This is a genomic window from Chitinophaga sp. SYP-B3965 (genome assembly GCF_009647655.1).
Lineage (GTDB): Bacteria > Bacteroidota > Bacteroidia > Chitinophagales > Chitinophagaceae > Chitinophaga.
The window spans coordinates 52,186-66,743 of sequence record NZ_WJFD01000001.1 but is presented as its reverse complement, the minus strand read 5'-3'; the positions used below and the strand labels follow the sequence as shown (position 1 = coordinate 66,743).

The 14,558-nt window shown below is 45.9% G+C and carries 13 protein-coding genes; 8 read left to right on the top strand and 5 right to left on the bottom strand.

Features of this window, described 5'->3' with window-relative positions; genetic code table 11:
• Positions 1 to 12: 12 nt before the first annotated feature.
• The 3 genes from GFS24_RS00280 (at position 13) to GFS24_RS00270 (ending at position 2,516) form a co-directional block, all read left to right on the top strand.
• Entirely contained in the window at positions 13 to 363 is a 351-nt protein-coding gene (locus GFS24_RS00280) for a DoxX family protein (RefSeq protein WP_153657572.1), read from the top strand.
• Entirely contained in the window at positions 353 to 1,963 is a 1,611-nt protein-coding gene (locus tag GFS24_RS00275) for a Na+/H+ antiporter (RefSeq protein WP_153657571.1), read from the top strand. Before GFS24_RS00280 ends, GFS24_RS00275 begins: the two co-directional genes overlap by 11 nt.
• Before the next feature lie 61 nt (positions 1,964 to 2,024).
• The gene (locus GFS24_RS00270) at positions 2,025 to 2,516 is read left to right on the top strand and encodes a hypothetical protein (RefSeq protein WP_153657570.1); all 492 of its coding nucleotides are present in this window, start codon (positions 2,025 to 2,027) and stop codon (positions 2,514 to 2,516) included.
• A 178-nt stretch (positions 2,517 to 2,694) separates the two neighbouring features.
• On the opposite strand, the gene GFS24_RS00265 is transcribed toward GFS24_RS00270, so the two are convergent.
• The 5 genes from GFS24_RS00265 to GFS24_RS00245 all read right to left on the bottom strand — a co-directional run bounded on the left by GFS24_RS00265 (position 2,695) and on the right by GFS24_RS00245 (position 6,934).
• Positions 2,695 to 3,666, bottom strand: a complete 972-nt coding sequence (locus GFS24_RS00265; RefSeq protein WP_173002917.1) for a winged helix DNA-binding domain-containing protein — start codon at positions 3,664 to 3,666, stop codon at positions 2,695 to 2,697.
• Between the two features lie 104 nt (positions 3,667 to 3,770).
• The gene (locus tag GFS24_RS00260) at positions 3,771 to 4,709 is read right to left on the bottom strand and encodes a YafY family protein (protein ID WP_153657568.1); all 939 of its coding nucleotides are present in this window, start codon (positions 4,707 to 4,709) and stop codon (positions 3,771 to 3,773) included.
• A 19-nt stretch (positions 4,710 to 4,728) separates the two neighbouring features.
• Positions 4,729 to 5,217 (bottom strand): DUF1772 domain-containing protein, encoded by a 489-nt coding sequence (locus GFS24_RS00255; protein ID WP_153657567.1) that lies wholly within the window; start codon positions 5,215 to 5,217, stop codon positions 4,729 to 4,731.
• 10 nt (positions 5,218 to 5,227) lie between these two features.
• Positions 5,228 to 6,049 (bottom strand): SDR family oxidoreductase, encoded by an 822-nt coding sequence (locus tag GFS24_RS00250; RefSeq protein ID WP_153657566.1) that lies wholly within the window; start codon positions 6,047 to 6,049, stop codon positions 5,228 to 5,230.
• A gap of 66 nt (positions 6,050 to 6,115) precedes the next feature.
• Complete coding sequence (locus tag GFS24_RS00245) at positions 6,116 to 6,934, bottom strand: helix-turn-helix transcriptional regulator (protein ID WP_153657565.1); 819 nt, start codon at positions 6,932 to 6,934, stop codon at positions 6,116 to 6,118.
• A gap of 89 nt (positions 6,935 to 7,023) precedes the next feature.
• Here GFS24_RS00245 and GFS24_RS00240 point away from each other — a divergent pair, with 89 nt between their 5' ends.
• Genes GFS24_RS00240 through GFS24_RS00220 form a run of 5 tightly spaced genes read left to right on the top strand, consistent with a single transcriptional unit; the run spans position 7,024 to position 14,555 of the window.
• Positions 7,024 to 7,587, top strand: a complete 564-nt coding sequence (locus GFS24_RS00240; protein WP_153657564.1) for an RNA polymerase sigma factor — start codon at positions 7,024 to 7,026, stop codon at positions 7,585 to 7,587.
• 45 nt (positions 7,588 to 7,632) lie between these two features.
• On the top strand, positions 7,633 to 8,547 hold the full coding sequence (locus GFS24_RS00235) for a FecR family protein (protein WP_153657563.1): 915 nt from the start codon (positions 7,633 to 7,635) through the stop codon (positions 8,545 to 8,547).
• Positions 8,548 to 8,563: 16 nt separating this feature from the next.
• The gene (locus GFS24_RS00230) at positions 8,564 to 11,959 is read left to right on the top strand and encodes a TonB-dependent receptor (protein WP_173002916.1); all 3,396 of its coding nucleotides are present in this window, start codon (positions 8,564 to 8,566) and stop codon (positions 11,957 to 11,959) included.
• 10 nt (positions 11,960 to 11,969) lie between these two features.
• On the top strand, positions 11,970 to 13,706 hold the full coding sequence (locus GFS24_RS00225; protein WP_153657561.1) for a hypothetical protein: 1,737 nt from the start codon (positions 11,970 to 11,972) through the stop codon (positions 13,704 to 13,706).
• Between the two features lie 18 nt (positions 13,707 to 13,724).
• Positions 13,725 to 14,555, top strand: coding sequence for a DUF4397 domain-containing protein (locus GFS24_RS00220; protein ID WP_153657560.1), 831 nt, complete (start codon positions 13,725 to 13,727; stop codon positions 14,553 to 14,555).
• The last annotated feature ends 3 nt before the right edge of the window (positions 14,556 to 14,558 follow it).

The following is a 14,558-nucleotide window of genomic DNA, read 5'->3' as shown; positions in this document are numbered from 1 at the left end:
AAAATCCTGACTATGGCACTAAAGATCATTAACGCAGCGCTGATCCTCTTTGCAGTTTTTATGGGGATCAAACAAGGCTGGGCCATGCTGGCCGGCAAATCTGAAATGCTGGAGATGTTCAGCAAATGGCAGCTGGGTAAAACCAGTGTAGCCGTGCTGGGTGCCATCACCCTCATCGGTTCCGTACTGGTGTTGTTCCCGAAAACATTCCTTTGGGGTAACTTCATCATGGCAGCCACCATCCTTTTCATCATTGTATTACATCTCAGCACAAGGGATCTGAAGGGTGTAGCCATAGAGCTGCCTTTCTTCCTGCTTTCCTGGTTGATCATTTATTTACAGCATCCTTTATATGCACGATAATATCTTACTTGTACTGGCCCTTCTTTTTGTTGTTTTCCTGCTGGTGATGCTGGCGCAAAGAATAAAGATAGCCTACCCTATTTTCCTGGTGCTCGCCGGTTTGGGCGTGAGTTTCATCCCCGGTCTTCCGCTGATCAGTATAGACCCTGATGTGATTTTCCTGCTCTTCCTGCCGCCCCTGTTATACGAAGCAGCCTGGTATACTTCCTGGAATGATTTCTGGAAATGGAAAAGGCCTATCGCCATGCTGGCTTTCGGGCTGGTGTTCTTTACTTCTACCATCGTAGCTTATTCTTCTGTGGCCATCATTCCCGGATTTACGCTGGCCCTTGGTTTCCTCTTAGGCGGGATCGTTTCTCCGCCGGATGCAGTGGCGGCGGCTACTGTGCTGAAGGGCCTGAAAGTACCAAAACGGGCATTGACCATCCTGGAAGGGGAAAGCCTGGTGAACGATGCTTCTTCGCTTATTGTGTTCCGTTTTGCCCTTGCGGCTGTAATGACGGGTACCTTCTCGATGCATGTGGCGGTGGGGAATTTCTTCTGGGTAGCAGGCATGGGTATTGTAGTGGGATTAGCCATTGCGCATATCATGTATGCCTTCCATCGTTTCCTTCCTACCACACCTGCCATTGATGCTGCACTAACGGTCATGACCCCTTATTTTTTATACCTCGTGGCGGAAGCTTTCCACTTCTCTGGTGTAATGGCCGTGGTGAGCGGCGGGCTTTTTATCTCCTACCGTTCTCATGATATTTTTAATACGGGCGCTACACGTATGAATATGCTGGGACTCTGGACCACCCTCGTTTTTGTATTGAATGCACTCGTGTTTATATTGATTGGCCTGGGCTTACCGGGTATTATTGCAGGACTGGGCAATTATTCTGTTTGGGAAGCGTTGAAGTATGGTTTGTGCATCAGCGGTATTGTAATTGCACTGCGGCTCCTGTGGGTTTTCCCGGGTGCGCATATTCCAAGATGGATCATCCCTGCTGCACGTAAAGATCCTTCTCCCGGTTGGAAAGGGCCCTTAGTAACTGGCTGGGCCGGGATGCGGGGTGTGGTGTCTTTAGCCACTGCATTGTCCATTCCCCTTTTAATGGATAATAAAGAGCCGTTCCCTTTGCGGAACCTGATCCTCTTCATCACCTTCGTGGTTATTTTTGTGACGCTGGTGGTGCAGGGATTTACCTTACCACTTTTAGTGAAATGGATAAAGATCGAAGAGATCGATCCCATCCTGCCGGAAGATGAGCAGGATGCAGGGATTCAATTGCGTTTGAAACAAGCGGCGCTGGAAAGATTGAATTCGCATTACACGTTGGAGATCATGGAAAATGAATTGGTAGGTTTCCTGAAAAAGAACCTGGAGAATGATATCGCGGTTACTTCGCAACGCCTGGAATCACTGGAATGCCTGGATACGGAACAGGAAGAAAAGGAGTTGTACAATAAAGTATTACTGGACATCTATGCAGTACAACGCCAGGAGCTGTTTAAACTGAGAAAGGAGAAGTACTTTAGTGATGAGGAGATCAGGAAGATGGAAATGCAGCTGGACTGGGATGAACTAAAGATCAACGGAACAAAAACCCTTTAATGTAATAAATCTGAACCTTCGGCGTTTTAGGATTCTGACATACCCTAAATCCAATTTTCCTATGACTAAACTAATTGTCTGGGCCATTCTTTTATGTGGCTCTCCGTTGCTTTCTATTGCTCAACCGCTCCCTCCAACTTTCATGAAGTGGGATACTACAAAGGCTTTTTCTTCGTTGTCATCAGCAATGCGTTTGAAGAAGATGAGTGATGCTGCGCTGTATGCGTGGCTGGAGAAAGACCATGATAAAAGAAAACCATTGTATGATAGCCTGATATGCTTCAACGGGGATGATTTCTCAATAGCTTTCTATAAAACTTTACTGGTTGCTAAAAAGGATCAAAGAAGTCTTTTGGACTTTAAGTACCTGGTACATCTTTCTGATAAGGTGCAGAAAGACCGGCTGGAATATCTTTTTAACCTGTATCCTTCAGTGCTTCGGGAAAGTGCTGAGGGTAAGGAGATACAAGCCAGGATCTGCATCAAACAATTGCGGTGGGATGATACAGCTTTGGTGAGTTTGGCAGTGTTGTGGTGTGAGAGTGCTTATTAAAGCAACTATGGGAGTACAGGCTGTCATGTATAGGGGAATGTCGGGGGAACAGGCGAGGATAGATAGGAGGATGTCGGGAGAACCGTGGAGATGGTGTGGACTTACTGTGGAGATACTGTGGACTTGGGGTGGACTTGGTATTTGCCGTTTTTGGGGCATTTTTCAGGAAATCCTGGAGTTATATCGCTTTACCGAGAAAGCGGGCATATTCTCTTCCAGCAAGCAATACGGCATTTTCAGCATGCTCTTGTAAAGGCACGAAAAGCTGTGTTTCTATCCTTATTTTATGACGTTTTTCGCTGTATTTCCAGGTACCGGCTACTTGCCCGTCTATAATGATGGAGGGTTTGTATTCATCTACCCGATCTTTATAACCTACGGTAAATTCATCAAAAGAAGGCAGGAGGGAAACGCTATCCGGCTCCTGCAACACGGGTGTTTCAAAGAACCAATAGGCTTCTCCGTTGATCACGGCATATTGTAATCCGTCTTTGATCATTTCCAGCCCCATTTTGGCTTCGGCCAATTCTAATCCGCTCCACCAAACGAAATCCGGTAAGGTGGCGGGGCCCCTGCTGATGAAATATCGCCTGGCCAGTTCTGCGATGGCGGCTTCTTTTTCCATCACTGGCATTCGTTCTTCGCGCAATTCATATGTAAACTCATTCCCCTGCCTGCCGCCGTTTACGATCAATCCATCCAGTTCTGCATCCATCAACAGGAAATTGATGCGGATCTCGTCTGTGCGCATTTTTGCCTGCAGGCATAGGGTTAATAGTTCGTTGCGCGTCATCTTCTCCCCTCCTGTTAAGGCTTTGGTGATGATATGCTTGCTGCGTTTAAGATCACTGTTAGAGATATCCAGTTTACCATGCAGCTGTTTATAAAATGCCTTTATGCGGTGGGCAGAGAGGTTGAGCAGCCAGCCAATGTCCGCAGGGGCTACAAAATGCCAGGCGGGGCGTAAAACCTGGGCACGAAAGAACCTGCCTTCATTGAAATCCTTTTCTATGCGGGCATCTGTAATATGCGGGATCCTGTTGCCTATGGCCCATTTAGCGCTGGTATATTCTTCTGCCTGTAAACATCCCATCCATGAGATCAGCTCCCCTGGCTCCGAAAAGGCGGAACGGGTAAGCTGTTGATTCATGAGACGGTAATGGGCTATATCCATAAAACAAAGCTACAGGGGCTTAGTGACAACGGTATGTCAGGTGTAGTTGGATATATTTTCCGTGGGGGTAGATCCTGTTTTTATATGACTTTCAGCAGGTTCGTTAAACGTTCCTTCAACAGCGTCTTCAAAGAAGTGGGTTCTATGATCTTTGCATGATCTGCAAAGGTCACATACCAGCGGGAGAAGGCTTGTATGCAGGGAGCATCAAAGAACATGCGGGTGTGGGTTTTGCCTTGATCCTCGTTTTTAAAGCCATAATCAAACTTCTGCTCCTGCAGGTAACGGGCCATCTGGTTCTCTACTTCTATCACTGCGGGGAAAACCTGATCCTGCTTCCTGGCACCTTCCAGATACGCCGTAAGGGTCTTATGCTGCTTGTGGAAGAGTTTATTTGTCTGGGCAAGGTTCAGTATCCTTTCTACCCTGAAATGCCTGTAATCCTTTAATAAGTGGCAATACGCTATGGCATTCCAGGTGCCGTTCTCATGAAAGATGCCGATGGGTTCAATTTCCCTTTCTTCAGGGCCTTCTTCTGTGGCATAATTTGCACGTAACACTATTTTTTCTGAGATGGCTTTTATGAGCAGGGGCAGTGTGTCGTTGATCAGGAAGTTATGTTCGGAGTTCTTGTGTTTTACAGCAATGCTTTCTTCCATATCCTCCAGTACCTTCTTCTGCGCATTCCTTAACACTGCCCTTACTTTGAACATGGCGGATTTGAAACGTTCGCTGTTCTGCAGGTCTGCATGATTCTCCAATATCTTCTCTGCCATTAAAAAGGCGATCACTTCTTCTTCCGTAAACATTACCGGGGGAAGGCGATACCCCTCCATGATGGAATAACCTAATCCCTTTTCGCCAAGGATGGGTACGCCTGCCTGTTCGAGAGAACGGATGTCCCGGTACACGGTACGTAAACTGATCTCAAAACGATCTGCGATCTCCTGGGCTACCACCAGCTTTTTGGACTGCAGATGGATCAGGATAGCGGTGAGGCGGTCGAAGCGGTTCATCATAGCCGCAATTTAAGGCATTTTATCTTTTTACGAGGCAGGCGATGATCATACATACTGTAGCCAGGAGACCGATCACCGTGCGAATGGAATGCAGCCTGTTCCATGGCTCTTCAAAGATGGCGCGTTGCATGGCTTTGGCTTCATCTGTGGCGGTGAGGAGATTAAATTTGTCCAGCATATCATTCAGCGGCACATTCCTGGCCATGGTGATACCAAACGTTCCTGCGATGTATAATACAGCGGCTGCCACTATCAGCCAGAAACGAGGAGAAGCGGGCTGTGAATAATTCAGGTAAGCGGCCAGTGGTAATAAGATCACGCTACCCATAAAGGTGATAAAGAACATTGGATTCAGGATAGCCCTGTTCATGGCCTGCATGGCGGAAAGATATTCTGTGTTGTTCAATCTGGCGATCCCCGGGATCACGGAAACGGACCATCCGTAAAAAAGACCTACCAGCATAGCAGTAGTGGTAGTAGCGGCAACTAAAATAATTCTGTCAAACATATAGTTCAGGTTAAAGGGTTTTAAGATATTGTTCAAAAGATTGTGGTTTGCGGCGCAGCAGGTATTCCAGGTCCTTTTCCACATAAGCAAATTCATTCGCCTTAATGCCATCTACCATACTTACCATACAGGTGATCAGTTCTCCGGGTAAATGTTCTGCGGCCATTCCTTTCTCAAGATAAACATTTGGCACATCTGCATAAGTGATGTTTAAAAGTTTTGCTGTGTCTGCGAATGTATAGGCTTTGCTGCCGGAGATCTCGTACTGCTTGTTTTCATGCCCTGCTTCCGTGAGTACATTTGCCAGTGCTTCTGCAATATCCATACGGGATACAAAACTCACTTTACCATTGCCAGCAGGGTATTCCCAATGGCCTGCTTCCAAAGCATTACCAATGAACAGGGGCATGATCTCCATATACAAACTGTTCCTTAAAAAAGTATAGGTGATACCGGAAGAAAGGATCGCCCTTTCTGTTGCCAGTGCCTGATGGGTAGCATAAAAGTTAGCTACGGCAGATGGCCTGATGGAACCGGTATATACAATGTGTTTTACATCCTGCTGAATGGCAGCCCGCACCACATTGGTTTCCTGGCGGATACCTGCTTCTCCCATACTGGTAGCGGAGATCTGCAATAGTCTCTCTACTCCTTTAAATGCTGCATTTAAAGCATTTAAATCTTCATAATCAGCAAGGCGTACCTGAATACCCTCCGGCATAGCGACCGGGTTCCGCATCACAGCAATGATGTTCTCTGGTTTTACTTTCTTTAGCAGGAACTCTATGGTGGCTTTCCCTAAGTTTCCGTTTGCGCCTGTTATAGCAATCATAGTTTGTAATTTATGTAACAAAGCTATGATGGCCTGCTTCGGGAAAATAGAACAAAACCGCCAACCCTAAATTTTCCATTCAGGGAAGTTCTCAATTACTTCCTGGGACTGTTTCGTAAACTGATAAGGGGAGATACCGGTAAACTCTTTGAAGGTCCGGATAAAATGGGACTGATCTGAATACTCCTGCTCAAAGGCGATATCGGAGAGTTTGGAGAAATCATTGTTCCGCAGTTGGTTCAACGATGCCTGGAACTTGCAGATACGGGAAAACATCTTGGGAGAGATCCCTACACTTTCTTTGAACTTGCGCTCAAAATTCCTTTCGGACATGTTCAGCTTGTCCAGCAGCTCTTTTAAGGGCACATTGCCTTTGGAGGTGATGATCTTAGAGATGGCGAATTGGGTACCGCTGTCCACAGGCACTTTATTCTTTTGCACCAGTGAAAACAGGTAGGCGTTGAGGATATCTATCTGTTCATTGATATCAAGGGTATTCAGTAGTTGTTGAGACAGGCTGAAGCCCTGCTTCATGGACATCAGGTTTACATCCACGCAGGTATTGGTGAGTTCTTCCGCATTGATCCCGAAGATGGATTTCAGGGCATGGGGATAAAAGTAGATACCAATGGTATTGAACTTACCCGGGGAATGCAGGGTGGTGTGTTTTGTGGATTGGCCGTAGAGGAACAGGTCCGGCAGTTTCTTTTCATCCTGATCATAGAACCGGGTGAAATCTGATTGCTGAAAGATAAGACCGGGGCATCCGTCTGCTACGGGCGCAAAGGTCCTTGGCGTTTCATCCATGGCGGTGCTTTGCAGCGTCCAGATGTAACGGACATAGTCCCTGAGGTAGGCAGGCGGTTGTATTTGTTCGAACTTCATACCTAATAAAATTACGGGTTTTTCTAATAACAAAGAATTAATACAGCGTTACGGCCATATTATTAGTTTTGCAAAAATATCTTCAGCCGATGTATTCAAATTGGCCTGAATTAGACGGCTCCGTTGTGGAACTGTTTTTAAAAGGAGACGAAAACGCTTTCAGTACTATTTATCACTCGTTTGCCCCGGGCCTGCTGGCCTATGCTACTGCTATCTGCGGTTCCCCCGAACAGGCGGAAGATATTATACAGGATGTTTTTGTTGTTTGCTGGGAAAAGCGGAAGCAGATAAAAGCAGAACACCTGAACGGATGGTTTGTAAAGGTAACGAAGAATATGGCCGTTAAGGCTTTCAGACGGAACGTGCTGATCACGGAATATATTATAGACGACCGCGCACTGCCGGCTGAAGAGGAAAACCGGCTCCTCAGTGAAGAAAAAGCGATGAAGATCGTCAATGCCCTGCCCCCCGAAAGAAGAAAGATCTTCCTCCTCAGCCGCATCCAACAAAAGAGTTACCGGGAGATTGCAGATGAACTGGGCATTTCCGTAAGAACGGTGGAAAACCAGATCTCTTCTGCATTAAAACATATCCGGTACGAAGTGAACATCACCGAACTCATCCTCCTCATTTCTCTCTTAACATTAAGGTAACATTCCCCGATAGGGGTTTTTAACTGCCCCTGGTATATATCACAAATGGACAGTAACGAGCTCAGATCATTAATCGCTAAGTTTCATCAAAAAACCATTACAGACCTGGAACTGGCCAGGTTAAAAATGTTTGTGGGGCAACAGGATGCACAGGAAAAACTGGAAGACATTGACTTCCCTGAACTTCCCCCTGCCGAACTTCCCGCACATCTGTATGCCGGTATTCGCCGGCGTATTTCCCGTCCTGTTAAACAGATCTGGCTGGCCGCCGCGGCTTCCGTATTACTGGCAGGGCTCGTTGCCGGATGGTTATGGCATACTCCATCTGTTAAACCGGTGGTATGGGCAAAGGTTTCAGCGGCTTCCGGAGAACGTAAGAAAGTGATCCTCCCGGATAGCAGTGTAGTATATCTGAATGCAGGAAGTACACTCTCTTATCCTGATACTGCCCGCCTCGTGCATCTTAAAGGGGAAGCCTTCTTTGAAATAACACAAAATGCGGAACAGCCTTTTATGGTACAAACAGTACATACTACCACACGGGTATTAGGTACCACCTTTAATATTGAAGCACATGAAAGAGAAGGTATCACAAGGGTAACACTCGTAAGCGGAAAGGTGGAAACGGGTGACAGTCTGCATAAAATGATCCTGCTGCCCGGCAAGATGATGGTGTTTGAAAATAATACCGGCCGCCAGTTCCAACAATCTGCAGAAGGAAATGCCACCGCACGGATCAAAGGAGAACTGGTGTTTAACGGGGTTTCATTACAGGAAGCATTAGCAAGGATCGGCGAAGCTTATAATATAAAAGTGATACTGTCAAAGGACATGCATAAAAACTACAGTATAACAGGTCATTTTGAGAAAGAAAGTCCTGAGAAAATACTGGATGCTTTACTGGCCGTATATGGCTTTAAATGGCGGAAAACAGCCGACACTTACCAGGTATATCAATAATAAAGTAAACAACATTATGGCAAAAAAATTTACCCGCCAATGGCGATACGGGATGTTATGCTTATGCCTTTCCCTCTGCCTTTTATCAAAAGCACAGTACCAGGACCTTTCCGAAAAGATCACCCTGGGGTTTCAATCCACCACGGCCACTGCAGTGATCAAAGAACTGGCAAAACAGGCACCTGCAAGGAATTTTCTCTTTGATGCGAACCTCCTGGAAAACAGGAAAATGGAGAACGTGCAATATAAAAATGTTTCGCTGGGAAAAGTACTGGAGGAATTAAAACGGAAGTATGCATTAGATTTTACGGTTAATGAAAAGTATATCTCAGTGAAGCTGCTTCCTTTACAAACCAGCAACAAACTATTGAAAGGGAAAGTAGTGGATGCAAAAACGAGTGAACCGTTACCGGGCGTTTCTTTACTTGTAAAGGGTACAAAGAATGGCGTTGTTACAGATGAAACGGGCGCTTTCAGTCTTAAACCGGGTCAGGCTGCAGGTACCCTTTTATTTTATTTCATAGGATATAAACAACAGGAAGCTGCATTTGACAGCAGCAGGATGGAGTTTGCCATAAAACTGGAAGCCACCTCTACTTCACTCTCTGCGGTAGAAGTACAAGCTATCCGCCATGCGCTGCAACCGGTACAACATGCCAATGAACGGGAATTGATCCAGGAGATCAAATCAGCGAACAGTGTGGTGTCCGGGATCTCTTCAGAACTGATAGCGAAAATGGCGGATGTGAATGCTGCACAGGTAGCAAGACGTATCGCCGGTGTAACACTTACGGATGAACAATTCCTGGTAGTGCGTGGAATGAACCAGCGTTACAATGTTACTTACCTCGGTGATAACATTGCACCGGGTACTGAACAATACAGCCGTGCTTTTGCGATGAACCTGCTGCCTTCCAGGATCATTGATAAGATCCTGGTGTATAAATCTCCCCGTGCGGACCTCTTTGGAGATTTTGCAGGAGCTGCTGTAAAAGTATATACGAAAGATGCACTGGCGGTGAAACACTTTGATATAGGTGTACGGGTTGGTTATGTGCCCGGTAGTACACTGGAATCCTATAATACTTACACAGGTGGTAAACTGGACTGGCTGGGCGTGGACGATGGCAAACGTGCATTACCTTCCAACGTTCCGGGTTATGGAGATTTCCGTAAAGCGGAATTATCGCAAAGTGATTATGTGAAGTCGTTTTCTGATGTAATGAACTACGGCAGCAAAACAGCTATGCCTGATCTGCAACTTACGGCTAATTATTACAACAGTTTCAAACTCGGTAGTGCCCGCTTATATAACATCACCGGATTGAGCTATAATACGGAAACACGCTCCAATCCGGTATACCGGCAAGTTAATAATACCTATTCATCCTATATCGATTACAAACAGGCATCAGTAACCAATGAACTGCAAAGTTCAGAAGAAGTTACACTCAACCTGATGCAGAACTTCATGCTGCGGATCAATGATCAGCACAGTATCTATTTCCGGAATTTTGTTTTACAACAGGGACGGAAGAATACGATCGACAGGACCCAGCGGCCGAATGCTTTCCCGGACACTCTGGGGCGGTACAGCTTTGCAAATGCCCTTTGGAACCGCAATGTTGTATTGGATTACCGGGAACGTTTCCTCTATGCAGGAAACCTCGGTGGTAACCATGGATTGTTCGGGAACAGGCATCAGCTGAACTGGAACCTTGGTGTTACACACACCCGGAATGAAACACCAGATCAGCGGATCAGCCGTTTTGTAAACAGTGATTACCCTACAGCCGCTTTTAATCTCGGGGGGCCTCAGGACTTTGATCTTAGCTGGCGTGCGGATGATCGTTTCGGTAAAGTACCGGCAAACTACGATATGCAGGGAACAGCTTCCCGTGTGTTCACACAGCTGAAAGAACAAGTCTACAATGCCTCACTGGATTACACGATGCCGGTTCAATCATGGCTGGAAGTGAAAGCCGGCACCTATCAGTTATTCAAATTACGGGATGTGGCCAGGCGTTCCTTCCTTATATATGACGGAGAACTCACGCCAGGCAACAGATATGGTCTCATCAGGAATATCGTGGAGGGAGAAGAATACAAATTACCAGGCTCACTGCAATATGTTGATCCTGCGCTCTGGCGTTTTTCCATGCAGGACCTGGGCAAGATATGGAGCACAGATTATTTCAGGGAAGATGGATCTGGTTTACGGGTAGAAGACCGTACAAGTTCCATGGATGCTTACCGTGCCTCAGAACAATACAATGCAGGTTATGTAATGGCAACTGCCAAACCTTTTGGCGGCAAGCTGGAATTGAATGGTGGATTACGGCTGGAATACGATCAGTTAAAACTGTCTGCCGTAGTACCTTCCCTGGTATTACCGGATAAAAGGGTTGGCCCCACCATCCTGATAGATCGCTCCCGTCTTTCCTGGCTGCCATCTTTTAACGGATCATGGCGCCCTTCCGAATCATGGGTGTTACGTGCTGCCTATGGCAAAACGGTGAACCGCCCTGAATTCAGAGAGATCTCTCCTTTCCGCGATTATGATTATCCCAATAACCAGATGATCAATGGGAATCCGGCACTGGTGCAATCTGATATTTCCAACTATGATCTTCGGCTGGAATTCTATCCACAGAAGAACAAAGGGGAAATGATGAGCGTGGGTGTTTTTTACAAGCGATTACAAAACCCTATTGAACGGATCATCTTTTCTGTAAGCACTGCGGCGGCTGAACTAACTGCTTATGACAATATTACTTTCACGAATGTGAATGAAGCCATTGTGCAGGGTGTTGAAGTGGATTTTCGGAAGAACCTCAACTTCATTCCCGGTAAAATATTCCGCAGGTTATCTGTATTGTTTAATGGCTCCCTGATCCGCAGTCGCGTGAATGGAGGTTTCATTGCTACGATCCCTGGTTCCGGTACTGTATTCATCGATACTGCTACCAACCGTCCTTTACAGGGGCAAACGCCTTATGTGGTGAATGCAGGACTGTTCTATGAAAACATTGAATCCGGCAGCAAAATAGCGCTGAACTACAACGTATCAGGCACGAGCATTTATGCGGTGGGTAAATATAACGACCAGGTTAACACTATTGTGAAATACCGTGGGTCTATATTAGAATTGCCCCGTAACCTGCTTGACCTTTCTTATACCCAACAGTTTGCCAAACGCTGGCAAATGAAGCTGAGTGTTAATAACCTGCTGAATGAAGATATCCGGTTTGCGGAAGATCAAAACAGGGATAGCAAGTATGAACCGGAATTCAATACAGGAGAAAAACGATCACTCGTGGGCAGGGACGTACCTGTATACGGAGGAGATAACATTACCCGGCGGTGGAGCCCCGGACGTAATATCCAGGCCAATATCACTTATTCATTCTAATCATGCATTTATGAAATATACTTATCTGCTCGTCTTATTGATCCTGGCTGCAGGATGCCTCAAGACCAAAGAATTTTACGATCAACTGGAAGGCCTGCCAAGGGCTAATCAACTGGAAAATAATGCTTATGCTGTAGGAGATACTTTAGTGCTGACGGGTAAATTCGGAGCGGGCAAGGCCGATCTGAAAATTACAGTTGGCGGCATAGATGCTCCTGTGATCTCTCTCACTTCGCGCGACAGCAGCTATACGCAAAATGAAGTGCTGTATAATTATACACTGGATGTTGTTAAAGTATTGATCACTACACCTATGATAGGCCCGCAACAACCAGTGATCGCTAAAGTGAATGGTATGGCCAGTACGGTAGCCATTATTCTCGTTACTAAAGACAAACCTGTAGCTGTGCGTAACGATACGCTTAATTACCTGAACCCGGCACAGGCGTCCGTAGTACTCAGTATGCCTTTAGGCACAAAGGTGGTACCTAATTATACCCCCGGAGGCCCTATTGTTTTTATAAACGGCGATAGTGTGATCACCTGGCAGGAAGGCGCCATCCGCCGCGGTAAAACAACATGGATGGATGATTTCGGTATATTTTCTATTGTGCAGCCTGCTAATATTAATTATGGTTTTGCGGTAGATCCTGCAGGCGACTATTTATATATTTCCTGCATCACTATGGAAGAACAGCTCGCTGGTACAGGAACTGCCGCCGCACGTTTTCTGAAAATGTCCCTGCATGATTACAGCGTTACTACCCTCAACCGCACGTTATTGCCCACGGAGAGTTTCTTTATTTCGGATCTTTTTGTTGACCTGGAGAAAGTGAAGAAAGAAGGACCTCTGAAAGATCTGTTCCTGCCTGTGATGAAAAACCTTTATATCAATAAAGCGGGTGAGATCTATTTTGCCGGGTCCGTGATCAACTGGTTAGTATATGATCCGGAAGTTTACGGCGAAGCCAATAACCTTACTGTTGGCCGCATAGATGCTTCCGGTGATCTGAAATACCTGGCCAAAGGGAATTCGTATCCCGATAAAATATGCCAGGTACGTTATATTAAAAATGAGGAGCTGTTAGAAACATATGATTTCCTGCCACACATCACGAATGTGATCAACTACACTAAGATCCACAGCATTGATCCTGAAAATAAACTACTCTACGCTTTTGACGGTGCCGACTATGCCGGCGCTGGTGGCTCTTTATATGACATCACTGCTTTTAACTGTTACAGCCTGGAACAGCAAAGGCAATTAAGTTCCTTTGCTTTTAAACAGGTCACTAATGGATCACCTACCATAACAGATGGTCCGTTTAATGTGCTGGAAGGGCTTTACAGGGAATTCCAACTCACTGGCACGCGGGTTTACCAATGGCCTTCACCTGGTCAGCCGATGGTGATGTTTGCTTATCAGCAACAATATGAGGAAAGCGGAAATTATGACTATGTATGGAACGGCAGCAGTAAATTCATTAACTATGAGCGCACGTCTGTAAAGGTCATAGATTTTTCCAAACGCTCCGTAAGCACCTATGCTCCTGTAATAAGGGCAACTATCGCTGGTACTGTGGATGATAATCCTCAGAACCCGGGTTATGCATTTGAACAAAAATACAGGCTGGGAATAGGCGGTGATGTAATTGGTTACACAATGAGCAAACTACCGCTAATGATCCGCAACTATGAAATAGATGCAACGCTGAATGAGGTACTATTGCTGGCACCTGTACAATAATTTTCTAATTAAAGACAAATGAAACCACATCTCTATATTTTCGCATTCACACTGGTTGCCTGCAATTCTTTGAAGGAAGCAGACAGTGATATTACCCCTGATGCATCGATCAATTATTTTAATGCGGCAGAAGGTATTACTGCTTTACCGGGAACAAAAGCAGTGTACATGGATGTAATGGACACCACACAAACAGACCCTGTCCAGTTCACAGACAAAACCACCGCCGGCGAAACGTTTCCTGCGCTCACCAGTACAGGGCCTTCCGGAACAGTGAGTATACTGTCTATGATGCAGCCTTCCGGCACTCACCGGTTTATTTATACCAATGGAAGAAAACGGATACTGGCAGATACTACGTTTGATCTTACTGCCGGAGGAAAACATACCTTTTATGCTTATGATGATGCGGATAGTCTGCTCTATCGTTGCCGGATCTTACACATTGTGGAGAATACCAGCGCGGGAGCAGATGAATGCCGCTTCCGGCTGTTACATCTGAGCAGTGATCTTGGAGAGATGAACTGTTATTATATTAAAGACGATGGCACGAAAGTATTCCCGGCCAGTTTGCCTTCCAATATAAAGTATGGCAACTATTCCGATCTGATAAAGCTGGACACTGCTATTGTTGGAGAAGATGGCAATGCATATCTACAGTTCTTTACAGGAACTGATACAGCCACCGTAAAAGCCACGGCTACCATTCCATATCGCAATGGACGCTCTTATGCCGTTGTAGTAAAAGGGTTGGTTAATCAAAAATTCCTGGCGTATGAAGATGCTGCTGGTTCGGTATCCGTTCAATTAAGTGCCGGTATCCTGGCACGTGTACGGATCATCAACTAATCA

Coding starts and splice junctions, on each gene's coding strand:
- GFS24_RS00280 (WP_153657572.1), top strand. CDS start 13: ATGGCACTAAAGATCATTAACGCAGCGCTGATCCTCTTTGCAGTTTTT.
- GFS24_RS00275 (WP_153657571.1), top strand. CDS start 353: ATGCACGATAATATCTTACTTGTACTGGCCCTTCTTTTTGTTGTTTTC.
- GFS24_RS00270 (WP_153657570.1), top strand. CDS start 2,025: ATGACTAAACTAATTGTCTGGGCCATTCTTTTATGTGGCTCTCCGTTG.
- GFS24_RS00265 (WP_173002917.1), bottom strand. CDS start 3,666: ATGAATCAACAGCTTACCCGTTCCGCCTTTTCGGAGCCAGGGGAGCTG.
- GFS24_RS00260 (WP_153657568.1), bottom strand. CDS start 4,709: ATGATGAACCGCTTCGACCGCCTCACCGCTATCCTGATCCATCTGCAG.
- GFS24_RS00255 (WP_153657567.1), bottom strand. CDS start 5,217: ATGTTTGACAGAATTATTTTAGTTGCCGCTACTACCACTACTGCTATG.
- GFS24_RS00250 (WP_153657566.1), bottom strand. CDS start 6,049: ATGATTGCTATAACAGGCGCAAACGGAAACTTAGGGAAAGCCACCATA.
- GFS24_RS00245 (WP_153657565.1), bottom strand. CDS start 6,934: ATGAAGTTCGAACAAATACAACCGCCTGCCTACCTCAGGGACTATGTC.
- GFS24_RS00240 (WP_153657564.1), top strand. CDS start 7,024: ATGTATTCAAATTGGCCTGAATTAGACGGCTCCGTTGTGGAACTGTTT.
- GFS24_RS00235 (WP_153657563.1), top strand. CDS start 7,633: ATGGACAGTAACGAGCTCAGATCATTAATCGCTAAGTTTCATCAAAAA.
- GFS24_RS00230 (WP_173002916.1), top strand. CDS start 8,564: ATGGCAAAAAAATTTACCCGCCAATGGCGATACGGGATGTTATGCTTA.
- GFS24_RS00225 (WP_153657561.1), top strand. CDS start 11,970: ATGAAATATACTTATCTGCTCGTCTTATTGATCCTGGCTGCAGGATGC.
- GFS24_RS00220 (WP_153657560.1), top strand. CDS start 13,725: ATGAAACCACATCTCTATATTTTCGCATTCACACTGGTTGCCTGCAAT.